General features: G+C 73.3%; 24 protein-coding genes and 1 pseudogene. 5 read left to right on the top strand and 20 right to left on the bottom strand.

All coding sequences use genetic code 11. The annotated features are described in order from the left end of the window. Positions 1-43: 43 nt before the first annotated feature. A pseudogene (locus tag A8711_RS02160) lies at positions 44-2,005 on the bottom strand (propionyl-CoA synthetase); the annotation flags it as partial. Positions 2,006-2,204: 199 nt separating this feature from the next. Between A8711_RS02160 and A8711_RS02155 the strand changes: the two are divergent. Beyond that, entirely contained in the window at positions 2,205-2,720 is a 516-nt protein-coding gene (locus A8711_RS02155) for a hypothetical protein (protein WP_233607717.1), read from the top strand. Positions 2,721-2,771: 51 nt separating this feature from the next. On the opposite strand, the gene A8711_RS02150 is transcribed toward A8711_RS02155, so the two are convergent. Beyond that, entirely contained in the window at positions 2,772-3,314 is a 543-nt protein-coding gene (locus tag A8711_RS02150; RefSeq protein ID WP_069087304.1) for a hypothetical protein, read from the bottom strand. Between the two features lie 98 nt (positions 3,315-3,412). Between A8711_RS02150 and A8711_RS02145 the strand changes: the two genes are divergently transcribed. Both A8711_RS02145 and A8711_RS02140 read left to right on the top strand, forming a co-directional pair. Then, positions 3,413-4,633, top strand: a complete 1,221-nt coding sequence (locus A8711_RS02145; RefSeq protein WP_223201339.1) for a GNAT family N-acetyltransferase — start codon at positions 3,413-3,415, stop codon at positions 4,631-4,633. A gap of 139 nt (positions 4,634-4,772) precedes the next feature. Further along, entirely contained in the window at positions 4,773-5,147 is a 375-nt protein-coding gene (locus A8711_RS02140) for a hypothetical protein (protein ID WP_043328934.1), read from the top strand. 16 nt (positions 5,148-5,163) lie between these two features. Here the strand turns inward: A8711_RS02140 and A8711_RS02135 are convergent, their stop codons facing one another. The 4 genes from A8711_RS02135 to A8711_RS02120 all read right to left on the bottom strand — a co-directional run bounded on the left by A8711_RS02135 (position 5,164) and on the right by A8711_RS02120 (position 8,172). Beyond that, the gene (locus A8711_RS02135) at positions 5,164-5,634 is read right to left on the bottom strand and encodes a ribose-5-phosphate isomerase (protein ID WP_043328932.1); all 471 of its coding nucleotides are present in this window, start codon (positions 5,632-5,634) and stop codon (positions 5,164-5,166) included. Between the two features lie 71 nt (positions 5,635-5,705). Then, positions 5,706-6,905, bottom strand: a complete 1,200-nt coding sequence (locus A8711_RS02130) for a DUF1015 family protein (protein ID WP_069087303.1) — start codon at positions 6,903-6,905, stop codon at positions 5,706-5,708. A 132-nt stretch (positions 6,906-7,037) separates the two neighbouring features. Continuing rightward, positions 7,038-7,367 (bottom strand): hypothetical protein, encoded by a 330-nt coding sequence (locus tag A8711_RS02125; protein ID WP_069087302.1) that lies wholly within the window; start codon positions 7,365-7,367, stop codon positions 7,038-7,040. A gap of 181 nt (positions 7,368-7,548) precedes the next feature. Next, positions 7,549-8,172, bottom strand: a complete 624-nt coding sequence (locus A8711_RS02120; RefSeq protein WP_043328926.1) for a DSBA oxidoreductase — start codon at positions 8,170-8,172, stop codon at positions 7,549-7,551. A 229-nt stretch (positions 8,173-8,401) separates the two neighbouring features. Here A8711_RS02120 and pepN point away from each other — a divergent pair, with 229 nt between their 5' ends. Beyond that, entirely contained in the window at positions 8,402-10,948 is a 2,547-nt protein-coding gene (gene pepN / locus A8711_RS02115) for an aminopeptidase N (RefSeq protein ID WP_069087301.1), read from the top strand. 87 nt (positions 10,949-11,035) lie between these two features. Next, entirely contained in the window at positions 11,036-11,599 is a 564-nt protein-coding gene (locus A8711_RS02110; RefSeq protein ID WP_043330997.1) for a Uma2 family endonuclease, read from the top strand. Positions 11,600-11,660: 61 nt separating this feature from the next. Here A8711_RS02110 and A8711_RS02105 read toward each other — a convergent pair whose 3' ends face one another. The 14 genes from A8711_RS02105 to A8711_RS02040 all read right to left on the bottom strand — a co-directional run bounded on the left by A8711_RS02105 (position 11,661) and on the right by A8711_RS02040 (position 24,570). Further along, a complete protein-coding gene (locus A8711_RS02105; protein ID WP_030502180.1) occupies positions 11,661-12,074 on the bottom strand; it encodes a DUF5130 family protein in 414 nt (137 codons plus the stop codon). Continuing rightward, positions 12,061-12,348 carry a hypothetical protein gene (locus tag A8711_RS02100; RefSeq protein ID WP_043328923.1) on the bottom strand — a complete coding sequence of 96 codons (288 nt, stop codon included), beginning with the start codon at positions 12,346-12,348 and terminating at the stop codon, positions 12,061-12,063. Before A8711_RS02100 ends, A8711_RS02105 begins: the two co-directional genes overlap by 14 nt. 74 nt (positions 12,349-12,422) lie before the next feature. Further along, positions 12,423-13,895, bottom strand: a complete 1,473-nt coding sequence (locus A8711_RS02095) for an amidase (protein ID WP_069087323.1) — start codon at positions 13,893-13,895, stop codon at positions 12,423-12,425. Between the two features lie 117 nt (positions 13,896-14,012). Continuing rightward, positions 14,013-15,014, bottom strand: a complete 1,002-nt coding sequence (locus tag A8711_RS02090; protein ID WP_176722732.1) for an amidohydrolase family protein — start codon at positions 15,012-15,014, stop codon at positions 14,013-14,015. Positions 15,015-15,019: 5 nt separating this feature from the next. Further along, positions 15,020-15,544, bottom strand: coding sequence for a 3-hydroxyanthranilate 3,4-dioxygenase (locus A8711_RS02085; protein ID WP_030502185.1), 525 nt, complete (start codon positions 15,542-15,544; stop codon positions 15,020-15,022). Next, on the bottom strand, positions 15,537-15,962 hold the full coding sequence (locus A8711_RS02080) for a RidA family protein (protein ID WP_069087300.1): 426 nt from the start codon (positions 15,960-15,962) through the stop codon (positions 15,537-15,539). Before A8711_RS02080 ends, A8711_RS02085 begins: the two co-directional genes overlap by 8 nt. Continuing rightward, on the bottom strand, positions 15,959-16,732 hold the full coding sequence (locus A8711_RS02075; RefSeq protein WP_069087299.1) for a 2-keto-4-pentenoate hydratase: 774 nt from the start codon (positions 16,730-16,732) through the stop codon (positions 15,959-15,961). The genes A8711_RS02080 and A8711_RS02075 overlap by 4 nt, the downstream gene beginning before the upstream one ends. Beyond that, positions 16,729-17,784 (bottom strand): 4-hydroxy-2-oxovalerate aldolase, encoded by a 1,056-nt coding sequence (dmpG, locus tag A8711_RS02070; RefSeq protein ID WP_069087298.1) that lies wholly within the window; start codon positions 17,782-17,784, stop codon positions 16,729-16,731. Before dmpG ends, A8711_RS02075 begins: the two co-directional genes overlap by 4 nt. Next, complete coding sequence (locus A8711_RS02065) at positions 17,781-18,719, bottom strand: acetaldehyde dehydrogenase (acetylating) (RefSeq protein WP_069087297.1); 939 nt, start codon at positions 18,717-18,719, stop codon at positions 17,781-17,783. The genes dmpG and A8711_RS02065 overlap by 4 nt, the downstream gene beginning before the upstream one ends. After that, positions 18,716-19,513 (bottom strand): 2-keto-4-pentenoate hydratase, encoded by a 798-nt coding sequence (locus tag A8711_RS02060; protein ID WP_069087296.1) that lies wholly within the window; start codon positions 19,511-19,513, stop codon positions 18,716-18,718. The genes A8711_RS02065 and A8711_RS02060 overlap by 4 nt, the downstream gene beginning before the upstream one ends. A 56-nt stretch (positions 19,514-19,569) precedes the next feature. Further along, the gene (locus A8711_RS02055; protein ID WP_069087322.1) at positions 19,570-21,051 is read right to left on the bottom strand and encodes a 2-hydroxymuconic semialdehyde dehydrogenase; all 1,482 of its coding nucleotides are present in this window, start codon (positions 21,049-21,051) and stop codon (positions 19,570-19,572) included. A 20-nt stretch (positions 21,052-21,071) separates the two neighbouring features. Then, complete coding sequence (locus A8711_RS02050; protein WP_069087295.1) at positions 21,072-22,400, bottom strand: NAD(P)/FAD-dependent oxidoreductase; 1,329 nt, start codon at positions 22,398-22,400, stop codon at positions 21,072-21,074. Beyond that, positions 22,397-23,677: a kynureninase gene (kynU, locus tag A8711_RS02045; RefSeq protein ID WP_069087294.1), complete on the bottom strand. Its 1,281-nt coding sequence runs from the start codon at positions 23,675-23,677 to the stop codon at positions 22,397-22,399. The genes A8711_RS02050 and kynU overlap by 4 nt, the downstream gene beginning before the upstream one ends. 14 nt (positions 23,678-23,691) lie before the next feature. After that, positions 23,692-24,570, bottom strand: coding sequence for a tryptophan 2,3-dioxygenase (locus A8711_RS02040; protein WP_043328908.1), 879 nt, complete (start codon positions 24,568-24,570; stop codon positions 23,692-23,694).

The raw sequence follows: 24,570 nt of genomic DNA, 5'->3' as shown, positions 1-24,570 counted from the left end.
GGGCAGGCGGTCCCCGGCCGGTGGAGCCCGGCCGGGGACCGCGTCAGCCCTGCCCGTCCCGGTCCGCGGCGCCGAGGTCGCGGAAGACGGTGAGCGCGCCCGCGTCGTCGATGGTCGCCGGGACCGGCTCGTCGCGCCCCTCGACCAGGCCCCGCATGGTGCGCCGCAGGATCTTCCCGGAACGGGTCTTGGGCAGCGCCGGCACCACTGTCACCCGGCGGAACGCGGCCACCGGGCCGATCCGCTGCCGGACCAGCGCGACCAGTTCGGCGGCGAGCGCGTCCGAGTCCACGTCGGCGCCGGCCTTGAGCACCACGTACCCGCTGGGCACCTGCCCCTTCAGCGCGTCGGCCACGCCGATCACCGCGCACTCGGCCACCGCCGGGTGCGTCGCCAGGACCTCCTCCATCGCGCCGGTGGACAGGCGATGCCCGGCCACGTTTATGACGTCGTCGGTGCGGCCCATCACGTACAGGTAGCCGTCCTCGTCGAACCGGCCGCCGTCGCCGGTCAGGTAGTGGCCGGGAAACGTCGACAGGTAGGAGCGGACGAACCGCTCGTCGTCACCCCAGAGCGTGGGCAGGCAGCCGGGCGGCAGCGGCAGCCGGATCACGATCGAGCCGTCCGTGCCGGGCGGCACGTCCCGGCCCGCGCCGTCGACCACGCGCACGTCGTAGCCGGGCACCGGCACCGTCGGCGACCCCGGCTTGATCGGCAGCGGCTCCAGGCCGCGCGGGTTGGCCGCCACCGGCCAGCCGGTCTCCGTCTGCCACCAGTTGTCGACCACGGGTACGCCGAGCCGCTGCCCCGCCCAGGCCCAGGTGTCCGGGTCCAGCCGCTCACCGGCGAGGAAGAGGGTACGCAGCGCGCTCAGGTCGTACCGGTCGATGTGCGCGCCGTCCGGGTCCTGGCGGCGGATCGCCCGGATCGCGGTGGGCGCGGTGAACAGGGCCGCCACCCGGTGCTCGGCGGCGACCCGCCAGAACGCCCCGGCGTCGGGGGTGCCGACCGGCTTGCCCTCGTAGAGCACGGTGGTCGCGCCGGTGAGCAGCGGCGCGTACACGATGTAGGAGTGGCCGACCACCCAGCCCACGTCGGAGGCGGCCCAGAAGACCTCGCCCGGCTCGATGCCGTAGACGTTGCGCATCGACCAGCGCAACGCCACCGCGTGCCCGCCGTTGTCCCGCACCACGCCCTTGGGCCGGCCGGTGGTGCCGGAGGTGTAGAGGACGTAGAGCGGGTCCGTGGCGGCCACCGGCTCGCACGGCGCCGGTTCCGCGTCCGCCATCACCTCGGCCCAGGTCAGGTCGCGGCCCGGCACCAGCGGAGCCGGTTCCTGCGGGCGCTGCACCACCACGCAGCGCTCCGGCGCGTGCCCGGCCTCGTCCAGCGCGGCGGCCAGGATCGGGTGGTACGGCACCACCCGGTCGGCCTCGATGCCGCAGGAGGTCGCCACCACCACCTTCGGCCGCGCGTCGTCGATCCGGACGGCCAGCTCGTGCGCGGCGAAGCCGCCGAATACCACCGAGTGCACCGCGCCGATCCGGGCGCAGGCCAGCATGGCGATCACCGCCTCCGGGACCATCGCCAGGTAGAGCAGCACCCGGTCGCCCCGGCCGACGCCGAGCCGGCGCAGCGCACCGGCGAACCGGGCGGTCTCGGCGAGCAGTTCGGCGTAGGTGAGCGTGCGGACCGTGCCGGTCACCGGGCTGTCGTGGATCAACGCGGGCTGGTCGCCACGCCCGGCGGTGACGTGCCGGTCCAGCGCGTTGTGACAGGTGTTCAGCACCCCGTCGGGGAACCAGCGGTACAGCGGCGCCGCCTCCTCGTCGAGGATGTGCTCCGGCGGGATGACCCAGTCGATGTCGGCCGCCGCGTCCCGCCAGAAACCGGCCGGGTCGGCGATGCTCCGCTCGTACGCTGATCGATACGCGCCCATGCCGTCATGCTGCGCCGCGGCGCACCGCCGGCACGACGGCCGGACGGGTCCGGTGCGCCGGAAGCACGGCCCGGCTCGCTGAACGGCCGCTCACGGCGGTGGGCGGTGGCCGCTCAGCCCAACGGGCGACGGATGAAGCCCGTGGGGCGGGGTAACCCAGCACGGTCCTGGTGGAGAGACGACCGGTGTCGCGGCGTACCGCGGCCGGGCACGCGGGCGGGCGGCGCGAATGCCGCCCGCCCGCGCATCCCGGGGCAAACCGAGTTTGATCGACGACGGCTGTCGACTAGCGTGCGCAGGCGTGAAAACCAATCGGATCTTGCCGATCCTCCTGACCTGTGCCGTGCTGGGGCTCGCCGCGTGCGGCGACGAGAAGCCCTCGACCACGGCCGGGCCGGCGGCCACCTCGGCCTCCGCCACCCCCTCGTCGGCTGCCCCCTCGCCGTCGGCGGCCGCCGTGAGCGACAAGGAACTCTGCACCGCCGCAGAGAAGATCAACAAGGACATGCGGGCGAAGCTCATGACCGCCGTGCAGTCGGGCGGCGACCTGACGAAGCAGACCGGCGCGATCCTGACCGAGCTCGGTGACCGGGTGACCCAGCTCGCCGGGACCGCCGGCGACGGCAAGGCGGCCACCGCCCTGAAGGAGTTCGCCGCGGAAGCCGGCAAGGCGGGCTCAGCCGCCGACCCGGGCACCGCCGCCGACAACCCCGCCATGGAGAAGGCCAGCAAGGACATCAACGCCGCCTGCAAGACGGCCGGCGCACCGACCACCTTCTGACGCCGACGCCCCTGTCGTCCGTCCGGCGCGGGCCGGACGGACGACAGTCACCTAGACGCCGGTCACCCAGTTCCAGGCGGAGACCACCCACTCGGTCTGCTGCAGGTACGCCACCCCCACGCCGACCAGGAACAACGCGGTGACCAGGTGAGCACCCTTGGCGCTGCGGCGCACCCGGCCGAACTGCCGTTCCAGGATCAGCCGGCCCAGCAGCCGGGCCAGCGCGAACAGGCCGACCGCGGTGAGCAGGCTGAGCACGAACGTGAGCAGCGGCGCGATCAGGTTGCCCCGCCCGGAGATCGCCCAGATGCCCCAGCAGACGAACGCGAACAGGGCCCCGGCGGCGCTCAGCTCCCCGCCCTTGCGGGCCTGGGCGAGATGCCAGCTCATCGGCCGGCGCGGCGCCGGCTCACCGGCCCAGTCGCCGTGCTGCTCGACGGTGGGGAACTGCTCGGTGCGGGGCGTACGCCGCGTGCGCGGCTGACCGACCGCCGCCACCCCGCGCTGGAACGCGTCCCGCTGCGGGGGCACCACCCCCGGCTGGGGCGGCACCTCCACGGTGCGCTCGGCCCACGGCTGTGTCTGGTCCGCCATCCTCGTCCTCCCCCTCGGCCGATCCCGGCCTCGCTTTCGAGGGTAGCCAGCCCGCAAATAGGGTGCCGACCCCCATCGCGGTGCGATACACACGTGCCGTGACTGACGTGCTGGTATCCCGGGCTGAGGACTTCGACGACATCGCGGCGCTGCTGGCGCTGGCCTTCCACGGCGATCTCGACCCCGACGTGCAGGCGCTCGAACGCCCGATCTTCGAGCCGGACCGGTCGTTACTGGTCCGCGACGGCGGGACGATCGTGGCAAACGCCGCCGCGTTCAGCCGCGAACTGGCCGTACCCGGCGCGAACGTGCCGGCCGCGCACGTGACGATGGTCGCTGTCGCGCCGACGCACCGGCGGCGCGGCCTGCTCACCGCGCTGATGCACCGCCAGCTGCGGGACGTCCGCGACGCCGGCCGGGAACCGATCGCGGTGCTCTGGGCCAGCGAGGGCCGCATCTATCCCCGCTTCGGCTACGGGTCGGCGGCACCGCGGTACATGCTGTCCGTGGACACCACCGGGCTGCGCCTGCCCGCCCCGGCGCCCGCCGAGGGCAGGCTGCGTCTGGACCGTCCGGAGTCGCGCCGGGACGAGCTGGCCCGGCTGTACGAGCAGGCGCGCGCCGACCGCCCCGGCTGGTCCCGCCGCGACGAGCGCTGGTGGTCGTACCTGCTGGCGGACCTGAAGGCGCACCGGGGCGGCGCCACCGAACGCCGGGTGCTGCTGCACGAGGGCCCCGGCGGGCTCGACGGGTACGCGCTCTACCGGACGAAGGACAGCTCGACGGCCACCGGCCCGCAGGCCGAGACGCAGGTCGGCGAGGTGGTGGCGCTGACGCCGGAGGCGTACACGGCGTTGTGGCGGCTGCTGCTCTCGGTCGACCTGACCCGGCGGCTGTCGTTCCCGATCGCGGCCCTGGACGAGCCGCTGCTGCGGCTGGTGGACGAACCCCGCCAGCTCTCCCCGCATCTCGCCGACGCGCTCTGGGTGCGGGTGGTGGACGTGCCGGCCGCGCTCGCCGCCCGGCGCTACGCCGCTGACGTGGACGTGGTGATCGAGGTCACCGACGAGCTGCTGAAGGAGAACACCGGCCGCTGGCGGCTGGTCGGCGGCCCCGACGGGGCGGAGTGCACGCCCACCACCGCACCGGCCGGGCTGGCGTGTGACGTACGCGCGCTCGGTGAGCTGTACCTCGGCGGCGCGAACCCGTACGCGCTGGCCGCCGCCGGCCGTGTCCGGGAGCTGCTCCCGGACACGCTGACCGCGCTGACGCCCGCCTTCACCTGGTACCGCGCCCCCTCCCCCATGGAGGTCTTCTGACCGCCCGCCCCGCCCGTTTTCCCCGTCGATCATGAAGTTGGCGGCGTGAACCGTCCGTTTCGTCCCGGCCAACTTCATGATCGCGCGGGCGCGGGCGCGACCCCGGGCGCGGGTGGGCCGGGGGCGGTACGGTCGGGGGATGGGTGAGGCGGAGCGACGGCGACGACGGCTACGGCATCACGGCGAGGCCGGCGCCCCGGCCGACAGCGCCGACGGCACCACGGCCAGCACCGCCCCCGTACACGACGACGTGACGCCCCGGGCCCCGCGCGGCGGCCGGCCGGGCGAGCCGGAGCCCCGCGGACGCCGCGCCGCCCCGACCGCCGAGGAGGGCGAGCGCGGGCTGCGCGGGCTGGTCGGCTCCGGCTCGTCGCAGGTGAGCGTCACCGCCGCGCTGCGGGCACGGGACGCCGCCCGCCCCACCGACGACGATCTCGCCGCGGCGGAGGAGCGGGTGGTGCTGATCCGGCGCAACTGGGTGCCCCGCGAGGAGCTGCCCCGCAACGGGCGGTGAGCCCGGCGGCGTCCGGTCAGGCGGGCAGCTCGGGCAGCTTGCGGCTCTGCTCGTAGGCGGCCACCTGCTCGATGCGCCGGCTGTGCCGGGGGTTGCCGGAGAACGGCGTGGTCAGGAACGCCTCGACCAGCGCGGTCGCCTCGTCCAGCGTGTGCTGCCGGGCGCCGATCGCGACGACGTTGGCGTCGTTGTGCTCGCGGGCCAGCTGGGCGGTCTCCACGTTCCAGGCCAGCGCCGCCCGGACGCCGGCGACCTTGTTCGCGGCGATCTGCTCGCCGTTGCCGGAGCCGCCGATGACCACGCCGAGGCTGCCCGGGTCACCGACCACCCGGTCGCCGGTGTGCAGGCAGAACGCCGGGTAGTCGTCGTCCGGGTCGAAGGCGTGCGGACCCACGTCCACCACCTCGTAGCCCTGCTTGGCCAGGTGGTTGGCGAGGTGCACCTTCAACTCGAAACCGGCGTGGTCGGATCCCAGGTAGACGCGCATACCGCGCAGTCTGACAGGCCCGCCTCCGGGCCGGCGAACCGGCGGCGACCCGGAGGCGGTACGTCACACGGTCAGTGCGGCAGCTCGGCCACGACCAGGCCGGCCCGCGCCTTCGGGGTGAACCAGGTGCTCTTGCGGGGCATCTTCTCCCGGGCCAGGTTCACCGCGACGAAGTCGTCCACGGTCACCGGCGCGACGAGCACCGCCAGCTCGGCCCGGCCGGCGTCGACCTCACCGACGAGCCAGCTCGCCGGATAGTCGCCGCCCACGTACGTGATCCGCTTGTCGCCCGGGTCGAGGCCCAGCGCGTCGCGCAGCAGCAGACGCTCGACGAGCGCGTGGTCGAGGTTCTCCAGCCGGCCCGCGCCGACGTGCGGCAGCGTCACCGCGTACCCCCGGCCGCCGAGGTAGAGGCGCACGACGCCGCCGGTGGCCGGCACGTCGACCGGCCCGTCCACCGGGGTGATCTCCGCGCCCGCCGCTCGCAGCCGGTCGAGCAACTCCTCCGGCGTGGTGGTCAGCTCGCTGACCAGCCGGTTGTAGGGCTGGATCGCGACCGACGCGGGCGTGGTGACCACCGCGAGGAAGCGCGGGAACCCGCCGGTCTGCGCGGCCAGGCTGCGGTGGTTGCCGTCCGCGACCACCAGCTCCCCGCCGCCGGCGAGCGCGGTCAGCTCGTCCTGCGTGGCACCCGGGCCGAGCAGCCAGATGGCGTGCGTGCGACCGGACTGGTCGACGTCGGTCGCGGCGGGGGCCCCGGCCGCCTCGGTCGCCGCCGCGAGCGCGGCGTGCAGCTCGTCGCCCCTACCGGTCTGGAGCAGGAGTACGGGCGAGAGCAGGTGACCGAGCGCCTCGGCCAGGGCGACGCGCTCGCGCACCTTGGCGATGAACACGTCCTCGTTGCGGATCACCAGGCCCGGCTCGTCGGCGCGGGTGGAGATCTGGTCGGTGTCGACCATGGCCCACAGCCCGTACGCGCTCTCCTCGCCCGGCGCGCTGATCCGGTAGAGCACCACCACCTGCTCGGCCGGCGTGTAGCTGCCGTCCGCCTTCGCCTCGGCCAGGCGCGCCACCGCGTCCGGCAGCGCGTCGAGGAACGACTTCCCGAGGCTGCCCGGCGCCCGGTGGGGCATCTCGATGCCCAGCGCGCTGTGCGGATTCGCCTCGACGATGGAGGTGATCTCCGCGTCGTCGGCGAACTCGTCGTAGTTCTGCGCGCCGGTGCCRCCAGTGGTGATCCAGGCCCGGTTGATCGGATGCACGACCGTCATGTCCGCTGACGCTACCCGGGCCCCGATCGCCCCCGCCGCCGGACTCACCCCCTTACCACCAGGTGAAAGGAAGGGCCCCCTGTTAACGCCTCCGGTAGAGGAAGGGCCCCTTCTTAACACCGGGAGGGCGGCTCAGGCGGTGGGGTTACGGTGCCGGCCCGGAACCGGACGGCGAGCCGGGGCGGCGGGGCGGGAGCCGGCGTTGAGGCGTACCGTCGTCGCGCCCGCGGCGGCGCCGGTACGCGACGGCGCCCGCCCGGGCCGGACGGTCTCGGCCGGCGGCGTCATCCGCGACGTGGCCACCACCCGGGCCACGCCGACCACGATCGGCGGGGCCAGCAGGTCGGCCACCTCGGCCGGGCCGGCCGGCCAGTCGCTCTCGGTCACCGACCAGTACGTCGCACCGGAGTCCTCGGTCGCCGGCTGCGGCGCGTCGTCGGACATGCGGCGGTGCTTAGCCATGGGAACGCCTCCAGGAGCTGCCGTGGTGCGGCCTCGCGTGGGCCGTCGGCTGGGACATCCGGTGAAACGAGCCCCGCACCGGCCCGGTGACGGGCGGGTGCGGGGCTCGGGGCGCGCTGCGGGTGTTAACAAGGGGCCCTTCCGCTGCCGGAGGCGTTAAGAAGGGGCCCTTCCTTACCCCTCAGTCGAAGATGGGGCCCTGCTCGCGGGTGCGCTTGAGCTCGTAGAACCCGGGGGTGGCGGAGACCAGCAGCACGCCGTCCCAGAGCCGGCCGGCCGCCTCGCCCTTGGGCGCCGGGGTGATCACCGGGCCGAAGAAGGCGACCTGCCCGCCGTCCGGGCCCGGCGCGTGGATCACGGGCGTGCCCACCTCGGTGCCGACCGGCCGCATGCCCGCCTCGTGGCTGGCCCGCAGCGCGTCGTCGTACTGGGTGGACTCGGCGGCGTCGGCGAGCGCCGGGTCCAGACCGACGTCGGTGAGCGCGCCGACCAGCATGTCGCGGCCCAGTTCCTCCTTGCCGAGGTGGATCCGGGTGCCCATCGCGGTGTAGAGCTTCGCCAGCGTCTCGGCGCCGTGCGCCTGCTCGACGGCGATGCACACCCGCACCGGACCCCAGCCCTTGACCATCAGGTCCTGGTACTCCTCCGGCAGGTCCCGGCCCTCGTTGAGCACGGACAGGCTCATCACATGGAACCGGATGTCCACGTCCCGGACCTGCTCGACCTCGAGCAGCCAGCGGGAGGTGATCCAGGCCCACGGGCACAGCGGGTCGAACCACATGTCCGCGGTGACACGTTCGGTCACGGTGTCATCCCTTCACGACAATGTCGCGCCGGGGATCCGGCGCGGTCACTCCCGATCCTCCACCCACGGCCGTATCGACCGGTACCGGAATGAGAGCGTGACCTCGACCACCGGGAGCGGTCCGTGCATGGAAGACTCGGTTCTCAGCGGGCCGTCACGAGCGGGCCGGGAAAGACCGGTGCCGCGGGGCGCGGCGAGACGAGTGGGATGGAGACGAACAGTGCCGGGAGTGCGCAACCTGACCCAGGTCGAGGCGACCGAGCGGGCCCGCCTGCTCGAGGTGACCGGGTACGACATCAGCCTTGACCTGTCGACCGCGGTGCAGCCCACCGGTCGCACGTTCCGCTCGGTGACCGAGGTCCGGTTCCGCTGCGCCGAGCCGGGGGCCACCACCTTCATCGAGGCGGCCGCCGAGTCGGTGCGTTCCGCCACGCTCAACGGCGAGCCGGTCGACCTGTCCGGCTGGTCCGCCGAGAGGGGCCTCACGCTGACCGGCCTGGCCGCCGAGAACGTGCTCGTGGTCGACGCCGACTTCGGCTACTCGAACAGCGGGCAGGGCCTGCACCGCACCGTCGACCCGGTGGACGGCGAGACCTACCTGTACAGCCAGTTCGAGACCGCCGACGCGCAGAAGGTCTACGCCTGCTTCGACCAGCCCGACCTGAAGAGCGTCTACACCTGGCACGCCACGGTGCCGGACCACTGGCGGGTCGTGTCGAACATGCCGGTGGCCCGCGAGGAGGCGGCCGGTGAGGGGCTGAAGACCGTGCACTTCGCGCTCTCGGAGCGGATGAGCACCTACATCACCGCGCTCTGCGCCGGGCCGTACCACGAGGTGCGCCGCAGCCACGACGGCATCGACATGGGCTACTTCTGCCGGGCCAGCATGGCCCCGCACATGGACGCCGACGACCTGCACCTGATCACCACGCAGGGCTTCGACTTCTTCCAGGAGAAGTTCGGCGTGCGTTACCCGCTGCCCAAGTACGACCAGCTCTGGGTGCCGGACTTCAACGCCGGCGCGATGGAGAACTTCGGCTGCGTCACGCACGCCGAGTCGCACTACATCTTCCGCTCGCAGGTCACCGACTTCGAGTACGAGCAGCGCGCCAACACGATCCTGCACGAGCTGGCGCACATGTGGTTCGGTGACCTGGTCACCATGCGCTGGTGGAACGACCTGTGGCTGAACGAGTCGTTCGCCGAGTGGGCCAGCCACTGGTGCAACACGCACGCCACCCGCTTCACCGACGCCTGGACCACGTTCCTGTCGATCCGCAAGAACTGGGGTTACCGGCAGGACCAGCTCTCCTCCACCCACCCGGTCTACTGCGAGATGCCGGACCTGGAGGCGGTCGAGGTCAACTTCGACGGCATCACGTACGCCAAGGGCGCGAGCGTGCTCAAGCAGCTCGTCGCGTACGTGGGCGAGGAGCCGTTCCTGGCCGGCCTGCGCGCCTACTTCGGCAAGTACGCGTGGGGCAACGCCACCTTCGACGACCTGCTGTCCGAGCTGGAGACGGCCTCGGGCCGGGAGCTGCGCAAGTTCGCCGCCCAGTGGCTGGAGACCGCGCAGGTCAACACGTTGCGCCCGGAGGTGACCATCGGCGCCGACGGCACGTACGAGCGGGTGGTGGTCCGGCAGGAGGCGCCGTCGGGCTACCCGACGCTGCGTACCCACCGCATCGGCGTGGGCCTGTACGACCTGACCGACGGCCGGCTGGTGCGCCGGGAGCTGATCGAGACGGACGTGACCGGCGAGCTGACCGAGCTGTCCGAGCTGCACGGCAAGCCCGCCGCGGACGTGCTGCTGCTCAACGACGAGGACCTCACGTACGCCAAGCTGCGGCTGGACGAGCGGTCGATGGCCACCGTGGTGCAGCACATCGCCGGCTTCGACTCGTCGCTGGCCCGGGCGCTGTGCTGGACGGCCGCCTGGGACATGACCCGTGACGCCGAGCTGTCGGCCCGCGACTACGTGGCGCTGGTGCTGGCCGGGCTGACCGCCGAGACGGACATCAACCTGGTCACGGCCACGCTGCGGCAGGCGAACACCGCGCTCACCTTCTACGCCGACCCGGAGTGGGCGCCGACCGGCTGGGCGGACCTGGCCCGTACCGCCCGGACCGCGCTGGCCGCCGCCGAGCCGGGCAGCGGTTTCCAGCTCGCCTGGGCCCGCGCGTACGCCTCGTCGGCCCGTTCCGGCGAGGACCTGGCGACGCTGCGCGGCTGGCTGGACGGCAACGGGGTGCCGGAGGGGCTGACCGTCGACACCGAGCTGCGCTGGACCGTGCTGCAGTCGCTCGTGGCCAACGGCGCGGCCGGTGCCGCCGACGTGGACGCGGAACTGGCCGCCGACCGTACCGCCAGCGGCGAGCGGGAGGCCGCGTACGCGTACGCGCTGGTGCCGACCGAGGAGAACAAGGCGGCGGTGTGGGCGCTGCTCACCGGCCCGGACGCGCTGCCCAACTGGCGCAACCGGGCGCTGCTGCAGGGCTTCACCCACGCGGCGCAGGTCGAGTTGACCGCGCCGTACCGGGAGCGGTACTTCGCCACGGTGGACCAGGTGTGGGCGCAGCGTGACAGCGAGCCGGCGCAGGAGTTCGTCCAGCTCGCCTACCCGGCGCACCTGGTCGAGGAGGACACGGTCGCGGCCACCGACGAGTGGCTGGCCCAGGACGGGCGGCCGGCGTCGCTGCGGCGGCTGGTGGCGGAGGGTCGCGACGGTGTGGTCCGCGCGCTGAGGGCCCGCGAGCGGGACGCCCGCAGCGCCTGAAAGCAGGGGCGCGGCGGCCGGGGGCCGGCGTGGGTGGGAGCCCGCGCCGACCCCCGGCCGTTATCGTGTGCGGAGGAGGTGGACGTGATGGCACAACCGACCCACGAGTGGCGCCCGCCGGAGCGGCCGTGGCAGGAGCAGGACCTGTCCGACCTCCCCGAGGACGGAAGCCGCTACGAGATCATCGACGGGAGCCTGCACGTGACCCCACCCCCCGGGTACGGGCACCAACTTCTGGCCGACGAGATCCGATCGGCGCTCCAGGCCACTGCGCCGACCGGTTGGTGGGTCATTCGGGAGGCCGGGCTCCGGGCACCTGTCGCCAATCTCATTCCGGACATCTCCGTGCTGAGGCCGAGCGCTCCCCCGGACGGCTTGTGGACGCACCCCTCGGATGTCGCGCTCGTCGTCGAGATCGAGTCACCCAGCAGCCGCCGGTATGACCGGCTGATCAAGCCTCCGCTCTATGCCGAGGCCGGCATCCCGCACTACTGGCGGGTGGAGCGAGGCGACTTCGGCCCGGTGATCTACCGCTACCAACTGGTCAAGGGTGTCCACTACAACCTGATGGGTACGGTCGGGCCGGATGACGCCGCCCAGCTCGACGAGCCGTGGCCCATGCGCCTGGATCCTTCTGCCTGGCCCCGCTGAGACGACGAGAAAGCCCGGCCCGCGCGGTGCGCGGGCCGGGCTTCGTCGTGTGCGGGGCGGGTCAGCCCTTGCCGGCGTGGCTGGCGAGCTGGTCGAGGCCCTGGATGATGCCGCCGGCCAGGTCGCCGCCACCGAAGGCGGCCACCATGGAGAGCGCGGCCAGCTTCGCGTACGTGTCCGGGATGCGCTTGCGCGCGTACCGGCCGGTGACGACCTCCAGCTGCCGCTGGTTGGGCGACACCGCGATCAGCACCGAGCGGTCGGGCTCGGCGAGCTGGCGGTGCAGCCGCTCGGCGTGCTCCCGGATCGGCTCGTCCAGCCCGCCGACGTAGACCGAGAAGACCAGGCCGGTGCCCTGGTCGGCGAGGCGCAGCGCCTCGTCGATGCGGAGCAGCTGACGGGTCGAGAACGGTCCGTCCAGCACGTCGGGCGGAGTGTCCGTCCCCGTCGTGGGCCGCGCTTCACCAACGGTCACTTGCGCCTCCGGTTCCACCGGCCGGCGCCTCCCGGCCGGCCTGCTCCTGCTTGCGGCTGGTCAACGCCGGCGCCTGCGCTCCGGCGGACAGCGCCGTGCCGGCCGAGTCGGCCAGCTGCTCCGGACGGCTCAGGAACCAGACCGGAGTGAAGTCGAAGGGCCGGCCCGGCCGGTAGCGCTTGGCGCCGCCACCGTTGCCACGGCTGCCCCCGACGGCCGCCAGGCCGGCGATCAGCAGCACCGCGGCGGCCGGGATGCCGACGAAGACCACCAACGTCTCGGTAACAGACAATCCCAACGCCCCCAGGCGGAAAGAGAGACCAGGAATGATTCGGGTCGGGTGACCGGTCAGGACCGGCCGCGCCGCACCTCACTTGTGATGTTCACGTTAGCGGAGTCGGTGGCCAGCCAGATTGCGGGGTGCTGATCCCATCCGCCACTCGAGTGCTCAAGCTGCGCGGCAGTGGCGACCAATGTCGCGTCGTCGCCGTACCGGCCGGTGAGCAGCACCCCGACCGGCAGGCCGTCGGGGGTGCGTCCGACCGGCAGGGAAACGGACGGATCGCCGGTGACGTTGAAGACCGCGCAGTACGGCGAGAAGCGCCGCTGCCTGTCGAAATCCTCTGCCGGTTCGAGGGCGGCGAGCGCGCCGACCGGCATCCGCGGGGCCGCGAGCGTCGGGCAGAGCAGCAGGTCACAACCGGCGGTACGGCGTACGCCGAGGCGTACCTGCGCCTGCAGCTCGCCGAGCGCGGCCATCAGCGTGGGGACGCCGAGGGCCGCGCCGCGCTCCCGCAGGTACCGGGTCAGCGGCAGCAGCTCGCCTTCCCGGTCGGGCGGGACCGGTGTGACCGCCAGCGCGTACCAGAGGGTCTCGAACAGCGGCCACGCCTCGGGGCCGAGCGGCGCGGGGACGTCGACCACCTCGTGCCCGGCGTCGGTGAGCAGCGCGGCGGCCCGGTCGACGGCGTCGACGCAGTCGGGGTGGACCGGCTCGTCGGCGAGCATCGGCGTGGTGAAGCGGCCGACGCGCAGCCGGCCGGGGCCGGTGGCGCGGGCGGAGCGGGCGACGCCGAGGTAGCCGCCGGCGGGCGCGGCCGGCGGCAGGTACGGCTCGCCGGGCACGGGTCGCGCCAGCACGTCGAGCAGCGCGGCCACGTCGGCGACGGTGCGGCCGATCGGCCCGTTCACCGGCAGCCCGAAGCCACCGAAGCCGAGTGGCCCGCCGGAGACCATGCCCCGGCTGGGTTTGTAGCCGATCAGGCCGCAGAGCGCGGCCGGGATGCGCAGCGAGCCGCCGCCGTCGGAGCCCTGGGCCACCGGCACCAGTCCGGCGGCTACCGCTGCGGCCGCCCCGCCGCTGGACCCGCCCGCTGTGCCCGCGAGGTCCCACGGGTTGCGGGCCGGCGGCGCCACCAGCCCCTCGGAGTACAGCGAGCAGCCCAGCTCGGAGGTGGTGGTCTTGCCGACGCTGACCAGGCCGGCGTCGGTCATGAGGCGGACCACGTCGGCGTCGACCGGCGGGACGAAGTCGGCGAAGGCGGCCGAGCCGAAGGTGGTGCGTACCCCGGCGGTGAGTGTCAGGTCCTTGATCGCGGTCGGCACGCCGTGCAGGGGATGCCGGTCCGCCGCCGGGACCGCGTCGGCCGCCCGGGCCGCCGCCCGCGCGTGTTCGGCGGTGACGGTGACGAACGCGCCGACGGTGTCGCCGAGCGCCTCGACCCGGCGCAGGTGGTGCTCGACAAGTTCCAGGCTGGACAGCGCGCCCCGGCGGATCGCGGCGGCCTGTTCCAGCGCGGTCAGGTCGTGCGGCTCGGCCATGCCGTCCATCCTGCCGGTCCGGCGGCCGGGAGGCCGGGCGACACGTCCGGCGGGTCCTGAGCAGCGCCGGGTGCGTCCGTCGACTCTAGGGCGACGACGGACGCACCCGCGCCGGTCTCAGCGGCCGAGGAACCGCAGCGCGTTGCCGCCGAGCAGCGCGGCCCGCTGATCGTCGGTGAGGAAGTCCGCCCGGTGCACCACCTGGCCCACCGGCCGCTCCCCCAGCGGGTACGGGTAGTCGCTGCCGAGCAGCACCCGCTCGGCGCCCATGGTGTCCACGAGCAGCCGCAGCGCGGCCGGCTCGAAGACCACCGAGTCGACGTGGAACCGGTCCACGTACGAGCTGGGCGGCGCGCTCGACGCGCCGCGTACCAGGTCGCCGCGGCGGTGCCAGGCGTTGTCGGCGCGGCCCAGCCAGAACGGGAAGCTGCCGCCACCGTGCGCGAAGCAGATCCGCAGCGTCTCCGGCACCCGGTCGAACACGCCGCCGAGGATCAGCGCCAGCACCGACAGGTGCGTCTCGGCCGGCATCCCGGTCAGCCACCGGGCCATCCACCGGTCCAGGCGGGGGCCGCCGGGCATGTCCCACGGGTGCACGAAGACCGGCGCGCCGACCTCGGCGCAGTGGGTGAGGAACTGCACGATGCCCGCGTCGTCCAGGTCCCGGTCGCCGACGTGGTTGCCGATCTCCACCCCGGCGTGCCCGGCCGCCAGGCAGCGGTCCAGCTCGGCGCAGGCCGCGTCCGCGTCCTGCAACGGCACTTGGCAGAACGGCACCAGCCGGTCGCCGCCGGCCGCGGTGACCTCCAGGGTGAGGTCGTTGAAGATCCGGGCCACCTTGACCGCCTGGTCGGCCGGGCGGTCGTAGCTGAAGAAGACCGGGGTGGGCGAGACGACCTGCACGTCCACGCCGTCGGCGGCCATGTCGGCGAGCCGGGTCGGCGCGTCCCAGCACTGCGCGCCGATCGGGCGGAACTCCGTCTCCCCCACCATGATCATGGCGGCGCGCTCGGAGTCCACCCGCAGCCAGGGCCAGCCGGACCCGCCGCACGCCGCGGCGAGGTCCGGCCACCCCTTCGGTACGACGTGCGTGTGCACGTCCACGACCGGCATCGACACCGGCGTCAGCCCTTGCCCGGGTGCAGCGCGCCGCAGTTGTCGCAGGTGCGGGCCTTCTCGTCGGCGTAGAACGCGGCGAAGACCGGGGGCAGGTCGGCGGCGATGTCGCGGACCTGCAACTCCACCTCGTGCACCTTGTGGTGGCACTCGGCGCAGTACCACTGGAACTTCTCCAGCGTGCCCTCCTCGCGGACCCGCTCGATCACCATGCCGATCGAGCCGGCCTCGGGACGCTGCGGCGAGTGCGGGGTGTTGCGCGGCAGCATCCACATCTGGCCCTCGCGCACGTGCACCGTACGCGGGCCCTCGGGCAGCATCAGGTTGACGTGCATGTTGCCCTTGACCTGGTAGAAGAACTCCTCGTACGGGTCGACGTGGAAGTCCGTGCGCTGGTTCGGGCCGCCCACCACCATGACGATGAAGTCGTCGCTGCCGGGCAGCATCTCCTTGTTGCCCACCGGGGGCTTGAGCAGGTGCTGGTTGTCGCCGATCCAGCCGGAGAAGCTGAACGGCTCGGCGATCTCACTCATGGGAACCTCCCGACGGAAGAAGGGCGACGGCCTGCATCTCGATCAGCAGATGCGGGTGCGGAAGCTGGTGCACGGCCACAGTGGTCCGGGTCGGGCCGGTGGCGTCGAAGAACTCGGCCCACACCTGGTTGTAGCCACCGAAGTCGTTCATGTTGACCAGGTAGCTGGTGACCTGCACCAGGTCGCCGAGGTCGGCGCCGACCGAGCGCAGCAGGTCCCGGATGTTCTCGATCACGGCCCGGGTCTGCTCCCGGATGTCCAGGTCGGTGGTGCCGAGCTCGTCCACCGACACCCCGGCGAACGTGTTGTCCGGCCGGCGCGACGACGTACCGGACACGTAGACGAATCCGCCGGCCACCTTGACGTGCGGGAACGCGCCCCGCGGCACGGCCTTCCCGGCCACCACGCGGGCGGTCATGGGAGAGCCTTCAGGGAGGCGGAACCGAGCTTCTCCACTGTGGCGCGGACGTGCGCCCCGGGGCGCAGCGGCACCGCGGCGGTGGCCGCGCCGGCCAGGAACACCCAGCCCTTGCGCAGCCGGACGCCGTGCCGGCCGGCCAGCCGCAGGCCCTCGTCCAGCGCGCGGCGCGGGTCGCCGAGGATGGCCGCGGTCGAGCCGACCTGCGCCACCCGCCCGTCGATCTCCAGCAGCACGCCGAGGTTGTCCAGCCCGTCCGGCACCGGCGCCCACGGCCCGACCACGAACGCGGCGGCCGAGGTGTTGTCGGCGATCACGTCCGGCAGGGAGAAGGTGAAGTTCGCGTACCGGGAGTCGATCAGCTCGATCGCCGGGGCGACAGCGCGTACCGCCCGGGTGAACGAGCCGACCGGTTCGCCCGGGTCGGGCAGCCGGTCCAGCAGGAACGCCACCTCCGGCTCGACGCGCGGGTGGATGAAGTCACCGACGTCGACGGCGCCGCCGTCGGGCACCCGCATCACGTCGGTCAGCCGGCCCCAGATCACCTCGTCCACGCCGACCTGCGCCATCTTCGCCTTGCTGGTCAGGCCCATCTTCAGGCCAACCAGCCGCTCGCCCCGGTCGAGGCGGCGCTTCACCAGCGCGGTCTGCACCGCGTACGCGGCGTCGACGTCGAGGCCGGTCTCGGCGGCGAGCTGCGGGATCGCGGTGGCGGTGTCGGCCGCCGCGCCCAGCTTCTCCGCGATGCCGGCGATGTCCGGCCCGATCATGAGGTCTCCTTGCTCGCCAGGTCCAGTGCCACGTCCACGATCATGTCCTCCTGGCCGCCGACCATCCGGCGACGGCCCAGCTCGACCAGGATCGAGCGGACGTCCACGCCGTACTTGGCCGAGGCCCGCTCGGCGTGCCGCAGGAAGCTGGAGTAGACGCCCGCGTACCCCAGGGAGAGCGTCTCCCGGTCCACCTGGACCGGCCGGTCCTGCAACGGGCGGACGAGGTCGTCGGCGGCGTCCATCAGCGCGAACACGTCGCAGCCGTGCTTCCAGCCGTGCAGCTCGGCGACCGCGACGAAGACCTCCAGCGGCGCGTTGCCCGCGCCCGCGCCCATGCCGGCCAGCGACGCGTCCACCCGGACGGTCCGCCCGGACGGCGAACCCAGCGGGCCGTCGCCGAGGATCCGGCCGTGCTCGACCGCCAGCACGCTGTTCGCCACACCCAGGGACAGGTTGTGGTGCGCGTGGATGCCGATCTGCGTCTCCGGCTCCAGCACCTGCCGGTACGCGTCGACGCGCTGCGCCACGCCGGACATCAGCAGCCGCCCGCCGGAGTCGGTGACGTAGACGCAGTGCGCGCCGTACGACTCCATCAGCTTGGCCTGCGCGGCCAGCCCGGCCGGGTCGTTGAGGTGCGACATCATCAGGAACCCGGAGACGTCCATGTCGTTCTCGCGGGCCCAGGCGATGTGCTGGGCGGAGATGTCCGCCTCGGTGCAGTGCGTGGCGATCCGGACGCTTGTCACGCCGAGCGCCTTCGCCGCCTTCAGGTCGGCGATGGTGCCGATGCCGGGCAGCAGCAGCGTGGTCAGCCGCGCGGTGGTCAGCACCTCGGCGGCAGCGGCGATCCAGTCCGCGTCGGCGGCGGCGCCGTGCCCGTAGTTGACGCTGGAACCGGCCAGGCCGTCGCCGTGCGCCACCTCGACAGCGGCCACACCCGCCGCGTCGAGCGCGGCGGCGATGGTACGCACCTGGTCGACCGTGTAGCGGTGCCCGATGGCGTGCATGCCGTCGCGCAGCGTCACGTCCTGGATGTACAGGTCGGTCATCGGGGTGCCCCCTCCGGGGAACGCAGCGCCACCAGCCGCTCCGCGGTGCGCAGCGCGGCCGACGTCATGATGTCGAGGTTCCCGGCGTACGCGGGCAGGTAGTGCCCGGCGCCGGAGACCTCCAGGAACACCGACACCTGCAGGCCGGTGAAGTGCCGGCCGAGCACCGGCGCGTACGTGTCGACGGCGTCGAACTGCACGTCCTGCTTGAGCCGGTAGCCGGGCACGTACTCCTGCACGGCGGCCACCATGTCGGCCACCGAGGCGGCGATCTTCACCCGGTCGGCGTCGGCGTCCGGGCACAGGCAGTAGACCGTGTCGCGCATCAGCAGCGGCGGGTCGGCCGGGTTCAGCACGATGATGGCCTTGCCGCGCTCGGCGCCGCCGACCACCTCGATCGCCCGAGCGGTGGTCTCGGTGAACTCGTCGATGTTGGCCCGGGTGCCCGGACCGGCCGACTTCGAGGCGATCGAGGCGACGATCTCGCCGTACGCGACCGGGGTGACCCGGCCGACCGCGTGCACGATCGGCACCGTCGCCTGCCCGCCGCAGGTCACCATGTTGACGTTGGGCTCGCCCAGGTGCTCGTCGAGGTTCACCGGCGGCACCACGTACGGGCCGATCGCGGCCGGGGTCAGGTCGACGACCGTGCGCCCGTGCGCCCGCAGCACCTCGTCGTGCCGCTTGTGCGCGCCGGCCGAGGTGGCGTCGAAGACGAGCTGGACGTCGGCGAACTCGGGCAGCGCGACCAGGCCGTCGACGCCCTCGGCGGTGGTGGTCACGCCGAGCCGGCGGGCCCGGGCCAGACCGTCCGAGGCCGGGTCGATGCCGGCCATCGCCACCATGCGCAGGCTCTCACTGAGCCGCAACACCTTGATCATCAGGTCGGTGCCGATGTTGCCCGACCCCAGCACCGCCACTCCGACGCCGCTCATGAGCTTCCCTCCCGCGAGAAACAGGTACGCACCGAGCCGAGCCCGGAGATGCGCGCCTCGTACGCGGCGCCGGGCGTGACCGGCACCATCGGGCCGAGCGCGCCGGAGAGCACCACGTCACCGGCCTTGAGCGGGTCGCCCGCCCGGGCCATGGTCGCGGCCAGCCACTGCAGCGCGTGCAGCGGGTTGCCGAGGCAGGCCGCGCCCGCGCCGACCGAGACCGGCTCACCGGCGTGCTCCAGCACCATGCCGCACAACCGCAGGTCCACGTCGGCGAGCCGCCGGGGCGCGGTGCCGAGCACGAACAGCCCGCTGGAGGCGTTGTCCGCCACCGTGTCCACGATGGAGATGTCCCAGTCGGCGACCCGCGAGTCGACGATCTCGATGGCCGGCAGCACGTGGTCCACCGCCCGGATCAGGTCGACAGTGGTGACCCGCTCGTCCGGCAGGTCCGCGCCGAGCACGAAGGCGATCTCCGCCTCCACCCGCGGCTGGAGCAGCCGGTCGATCGGCACCTCGACGCCGTCGCCGACGGCCATGTCGTCGAAGAGCACCCCGAAGTCGGGCTGGAAGACGCCGAAGCTCTCCTGCACGGTCCGCGACGTCAGGCCGATCTTCGCGCCGACGCGGCGGTGCCCCTTGCCCAGCCGTTGCCGGGTGTAGACCTGCTGCACCTGGTACGCGGCCTCGACGTCGCCCTCGGGCAGCAGCCGGCCGCGCAGCGGCGGGCAGGGTTTGCCCTCCTGCCGGGCCACCGCGAGTTCCCGGTTGGCGGCCTCGATGTCCACGGTCATGGCGGTTCCTCGCTTACGTCGCTGGGGATTCCGGCCATTCTGCCCACCACGCGCGCTCATGACAGGTCCACACAGACGTTTGTCAGTTCCGAATAGAAGTCGAGCGAGTGCACGCCGCCCTCGCGGCCGACACCCGACGCCTTCACCCCGCCGAACGGGGTGCGCAGGTCGCGCAGGAACCAGGTGTTCACCCAGACGATGCCAGCGTCGAGCCGGGCGCCGGCCCGGTGCGCCCGGCCCACGTCCCGCGTCCACACCGTCGCGGCCAGGCCGTAGTCGGTACCGTTGGCCAGCGCGAACGCCTCGTCCTCGTCGTCGAACGGCGCGACGTGCACCACCGGGCCGAAGATCTCCTCCTGGTTGGTGCGGGCGTCCGCGCCGAGGCCGGTGAGCACCGTCGGCTGCACGTACGCCCCGCCGTCGCGGCCGTCGCCGAAGCGCGGCGTACCGCCGCCCGCGCGGACCTCGGCGCCCTCGGTGCGGGCCAGCGCGTAGTGGCCGAGCACCTTGTCCCGGTGCCCGTGCGAGATCAGCGGCATGTTCGCCGTCGCCTCGTCGTCCGGCCAGCCGTACGCCAGCTCGTCGGCGCGCTTGGCCAGCCGCGCGGTGAACTCCTCGAACACCGGCCGCTGCACGTAGATGCGCTCGGTGCACAGGCACACCTGGCCGCCGTTCGTGAAGCTGGACCGCACCGAACCGGCGACCGCCGCGTCCAGGTCGGCGTCGGCGAACACCAGGCCGGCGTTCTTGCCGCCCAGCTCGAAGCTGACCGCCTTCACCCCGTCGGCGGCGGCGCGCATGATCGCGCTGCCGGTGGCCGACTCGCCGGTGAACGTGATCGCGTCCACGCCCGGGTGGCGGGTCAGGTGCTCGCCGGCCGAGCCCGGGCCGAAGCCGTGCACCAGGTTGAACACGCCGTCGGGCACGCCCGCCGCGGCCATCACCTCGGCCAGCAGCGTGGCCGAGGCCGGGGTCTCCTCGCTGGGCTTGACCACCACGGCGTTGCCGCAGGCCAGCGCCGGGGCGACCTTCCAGGTGAGCAGCAGCAGCGGCAGGTTCCACGGCACGATCACCGCGACCACGCCGACCGGCTTGCGAACCGCGTAGTTCAGCGCCCGGCCACCGGTCGGGGTGACAGTGGTGAACGACTCGGTGGGCGCGGTCGCCACGATCTCGGCGAACGCGCGGAAGTTCGCCGCGCCGCGCGGGATGTCGAGCGTCCGGGCCTGCGAGATGGCCTTGCCGGTGTCCGCCACCTCGGCGGCAACCAGGTCGTCGAATCGCCTCTCCAGCTCGTCGGCGACCCGGCGCAGCACCTCGGCGCGTTCCCGCTCCCCCATCCGGCCCCACGGGCCGCGCAGCGCCGCCCGGGCGGCGGCCACCGCGTCGTCCACCGTGGACTGCGACGCCTCGACCACCTCGAACACCGGCTCGCCGGTGACCGGGCTGCGCTTGGTGAACCGGGAGCCGGCGTCGACGAACTCGCCGCCGACGAAGTTGCGCAGCAGGCCGGGGCCGTCCGGCGCGTGCCCGGCCATCAGCCGGGGATCCCAGAGCGTCATCGCCGCCGCCCCAGCGCCGCGCGGACCCCACCGGCGAGCAGCGCCACCGCGCCGGCCGCCACCGCGCCGACGACCGCGTACTGCGCGCGCACCCGGCGGCGCACCTGCGCGTACGGGGTGGTCGAGAAGGAGACCAGCTCGTACTGGGAGACGTAGCGGCCGGGCAGCGCGCGCTCCAGCGCGTGCTCGACCTGCTTGCGGGCCCGGAACACCGGCGAGGCGACCTTGTCCCGCATCTCCACGAAGTTCGCCAGCGCCATCCGGGCGATCGCCTCCGCGTTGTCCTGGCGGCGGTGCTGGAACAACGGCAGCGCGGCGGCCCACTCGTCGTCGCACTCGTCGAGGCAGCGGTCCAGCTCGACCACGTCCTCGAACGCGCAGTTCGCGCCCTGGCCGTAGAACGGCACGATGGCGTGCGCGGCGTCGCCGATCAGGCCGACCTTCCCGGCCACCTGCCACGGCGTGCAGCGCACCGTGCCGAGCAGGCCGATCGGGTTGTGCTGATAGTCGTCGACCAGGTTCGGGGCCAGCGGGACCAGGTCCGGGTAGTGGGTGGCGAAGAACCGCTCGATCGCGGCCGGGCTGCTCAGCGACGCGAAGCTGCGCGTGCCGTGGGTCGGCCAGAACAGCGTGCAGGTGAAGGAGCGGTCCGGGTTCGGCAGCGCGATCATCATCGAGGTGCCGCGCGGCCAGATGTGCAGCGCGCCCGGGTCGAGCGCGAACTCCCCGCCCAGCGGCGGGATGGTCAGCTCCTTGTAGCCGTAGTCGAGGAAGTCGAGGCTCTCGGTCAGGCCCCCGTACGCGAGCAGTTGCCCGCGCACCGCGGAGCCGGCGCCGTCGGCGCCGAGGATGACCGAGGCGGTGGCGGTGACCTTGCCCTGCGGGGTCTCGAACGTCATCTCGCCGCCGAGCGGGTCGAGGCCGACCAGCCGGTGGTCGAACGCGACGCGCACGTTCGGCAGCGCGGCGGCGGCGTCCAGCAGCGCGTTGTTCAGCGCGCCCCGGCTGATCGAGTTGATCGCCAGGTCGCCGGTGCCGCTGTAGGACTGGAACTCCGGCTCACCCTCGACCGGGTGGATCATGCGGCCGCGCATCGGCAGCGCGTCCGCCATCACCTCGTCCTCCAGGCCGATGCGGCGCAGCGCGTCCAGGCCGCGCTCGGACAGCGCCAGGTTGATCGAGCGGCCCCGCTCGACGGTGCCGGTACGCGGGTCGGGCCGCCGCTCGTAGAGGGCCACCGGGTAGCCGCGCCGGGCCAGGTAGCAGGCCAGCAGGCAGCCGGCCAGCCCGGCGCCGACGACAGCGATCTCGTCGCGCTCGGTCATGAGCCCTCCTTCTCAACAGTTGCCGCCAGCGCCTCGGCGACCCGCCAGCAGTCGTGGTACGTCGAGTAGAGCGGCACCGGGGCGAACCGGACGATGTCCGGCTCCCGGGCGTCGGCGACGACGCCGTGCTCGTGCCGCAGCCGCTTGGTCAGCTCGTTCGCGCTGCCCACCCCGATCCGCACCGAGAGCTGGCAGCCGCGCCGGGCCGGGTCGCGCGGGGTGACCACGCTCAGCGGGCGGCCCGGCGTGACCTCGTCGAGCAGCTGCTCCAGGAAGGCGGTGAGCCGCAGGCTGCGCTCGCGCAGCGCCGGCATGCCGACGGAGTCGAACAGCTCCAGCGAGGTACGCACCGGGCCCATCGCGAAGATCGGCGGGTTGGAGATCTGCCACGCCTCGACGGTGGCCGGCGGCCGGGACACCGGGGTCATCTCGAACCGGGTGGCCGCCTCGGTGCTCCACCAGCCCTCGAAGCGCTGGATCGACGGGTCGCCGAGGTGCCGTTCGTGGACGAAGACGCCGCCCAGCGCGCCCGGGCCGGAGTTGAGGTACTTGTAGGAGCACCAGGCCGCGAAGTCGACGTCCCAGTCGTGCAGCGCCAGCGGCACGTTGCCGGCGGCGTGCGCCAGGTCCCAGCCGACGACCGCGCCCGCGGCCCGCCCGGCGGCCGTGATGGCGGGGATGTCCATCAGCTCGCCGGTCAGGTAGTTCACGCCGCCGAGCATCAGCAGCGCCACCGTGTGGCCCTCGCGGGCCAGGAAGTCCAGCACGTCCTGCGTGCCGAGCGTGTCGGAGCCGGGGCGCGGCTTGAGGCGGACGACAGTGGTGTCCGGGTCCAGGCCGTGGAAGCGGGCCTGGCTGCGCACCGCGTAGCTGTCCGACGGGAACGCGCTGTCCTCGATCACGATGCGGGTGCGCTCGCCGGCCGGCCGGTAGAAGCTCACCATCAGCAGGTGCAGGTTGACGGTGAGGGAGTTCATCACCACCGTCTCCGCGGGCAGCGCGCCGACCAGGCGGGCGGCCGGCGCGGTCAGCAGCTCGTGGTACGGCAGCCAGGGCCGCTCCGACTCCAGGTGCCCCTCCACGCCCAGGCGCTGCCAGGCGTCCAGGTCGGCGAGGAGCTCGTCCCGGGTGGCGCGGGGCTGCAGGCCGAGCGAGTTGCCGGCCAGGTACGCGGTGTCCGGGTAGGGACCGCCGTCAGCCGGCGGGATGTGGAACAGGTGCCGGTGACCGGGGTCGTCGGCGTCGCGGCGGAGGGCTTCGTTCTCGGGGGTGTGCATGCTGTTCTCTCTCGTCACATCGCGGTGCGGGCCGACCACAGCTCCGGGAAGACCACCCGGGCCATGCTGCGCTGCAACCATGCCAGTCCGGCGGAACCGCCGGAGCCGACCTTGGCGCCCATGGTGCGCTGCACGGCCTTGACGTGGTTCCAGCGCCAGTCGCCGAACTCCTCGGCGATCTCGGTCAGCGCGTCGCCGAGCAGGCGCAGGTGGTTGTCCGGGCCGCTGTCGCCGTAGATCCGGACCCAGGCCGCCTCGATCGCCGGGTGCGCCTCGTGCTCGGTGTTGACGTCCCGGGACAGCAGCTCGGCCGGCACGTCGAAGCCCTTGCGGGCCAGCAGCGCCACCACCTCGTCCCAGAGGCTCGGCGTGGCCAGCGCGGCGGTCAGCTCGTCGTACACGTCGGTCTGCCGGCGGAACGGGCGGATCAGCGCCCGGTCGCGCAGGCCGAGCAGGAACTCCAGCTGCCGGTACATCGCGGACTGGAAGCCGGAGCCCTCGCCGAGCCGGTCGCGGAAGCGGTTGAAGTCGGCCGGGCTCATCCAGCGCAGGCCGTGCCAGGCCGCGTTGAGGCCCTCCAGGTGCAGGGCGGCCCGGCGCAGCGGGGCCAGCGCCTCCCAGATCCGGTCCTCGCGCAGCTCACGCTTGGCGTGCCGCAGCTCGTGGCAGGTCAGCCCGAAGTACAGCTCCATGATCTGGCTGACCATCAGGAAGGACATCTCGCCCGGGTCGTCGCTGAGCGGCTCCTGGAGCCGGTGCAGGGTGCTGGCCCGTACGTAGGCGTCGTACGGCACGCGCTCGGCGAATTCCAGCGTCGGCTCGCCGCCGTTGCGTGCCGCCCGAGCCGCCCGTTCCTGGGGGGTTACCGGGCGCACCGCCGTCGTCTGTTCCAC

Source organism: Micromonospora sp. II, assembly GCF_001709195.1.
Classification (GTDB): Bacteria; Actinomycetota; Actinomycetes; order Mycobacteriales; family Micromonosporaceae; genus Micromonospora; species Micromonospora chalcea.
The sequence above is the reverse complement of the archived record's forward strand: the minus strand, read 5'-3'. Positions and strand labels throughout refer to the sequence as shown.

Excerpts from the sequence above, each read along its gene's own strand:
- A8711_RS02060 (WP_069087296.1), bottom strand. The coding sequence starts at position 19,513 with ATGACCGTGGACATCGAGGCCGCCAACCGGGAACTCGCGGTGGCCCGG.
- A8711_RS02150 (WP_069087304.1), bottom strand. The coding sequence starts at position 3,314 with ATGGCGGACCAGACACAGCCGTGGGCCGAGCGCACCGTGGAGGTGCCG.
- A8711_RS02075 (WP_069087299.1), bottom strand. The coding sequence starts at position 16,732 with ATGATCGGGCCGGACATCGCCGGCATCGCGGAGAAGCTGGGCGCGGCG.
- A8711_RS02110 (WP_043330997.1), top strand. The coding sequence starts at position 11,036 with ATGGCACAACCGACCCACGAGTGGCGCCCGCCGGAGCGGCCGTGGCAG.
- A8711_RS02050 (WP_069087295.1), bottom strand. The coding sequence starts at position 22,400 with ATGACCGAGCGCGACGAGATCGCTGTCGTCGGCGCCGGGCTGGCCGGC.
- A8711_RS02055 (WP_069087322.1), bottom strand. The coding sequence starts at position 21,051 with ATGGCCGGGCACGCGCCGGACGGCCCCGGCCTGCTGCGCAACTTCGTC.
- A8711_RS02135 (WP_043328932.1), bottom strand. The coding sequence starts at position 5,634 with ATGCGCGTCTACCTGGGATCCGACCACGCCGGTTTCGAGTTGAAGGTG.
- A8711_RS02140 (WP_043328934.1), top strand. The coding sequence starts at position 4,773 with ATGGGTGAGGCGGAGCGACGGCGACGACGGCTACGGCATCACGGCGAG.
- dmpG (WP_069087298.1), bottom strand. The coding sequence starts at position 17,784 with ATGACCGACCTGTACATCCAGGACGTGACGCTGCGCGACGGCATGCAC.
- A8711_RS02065 (WP_069087297.1), bottom strand. The coding sequence starts at position 18,719 with ATGAGCGGCGTCGGAGTGGCGGTGCTGGGGTCGGGCAACATCGGCACC.
- A8711_RS02125 (WP_069087302.1), bottom strand. The coding sequence starts at position 7,367 with ATGGCTAAGCACCGCCGCATGTCCGACGACGCGCCGCAGCCGGCGACC.
- kynU (WP_069087294.1), bottom strand. The coding sequence starts at position 23,677 with ATGCACACCCCCGAGAACGAAGCCCTCCGCCGCGACGCCGACGACCCC.
- A8711_RS02095 (WP_069087323.1), bottom strand. The coding sequence starts at position 13,895 with ATGGCCGAGCCGCACGACCTGACCGCGCTGGAACAGGCCGCCGCGATC.
- A8711_RS02080 (WP_069087300.1), bottom strand. The coding sequence starts at position 15,962 with ATGACCGCCCGCGTGGTGGCCGGGAAGGCCGTGCCGCGGGGCGCGTTC.
- A8711_RS02085 (WP_030502185.1), bottom strand. The coding sequence starts at position 15,544 with ATGAGTGAGATCGCCGAGCCGTTCAGCTTCTCCGGCTGGATCGGCGAC.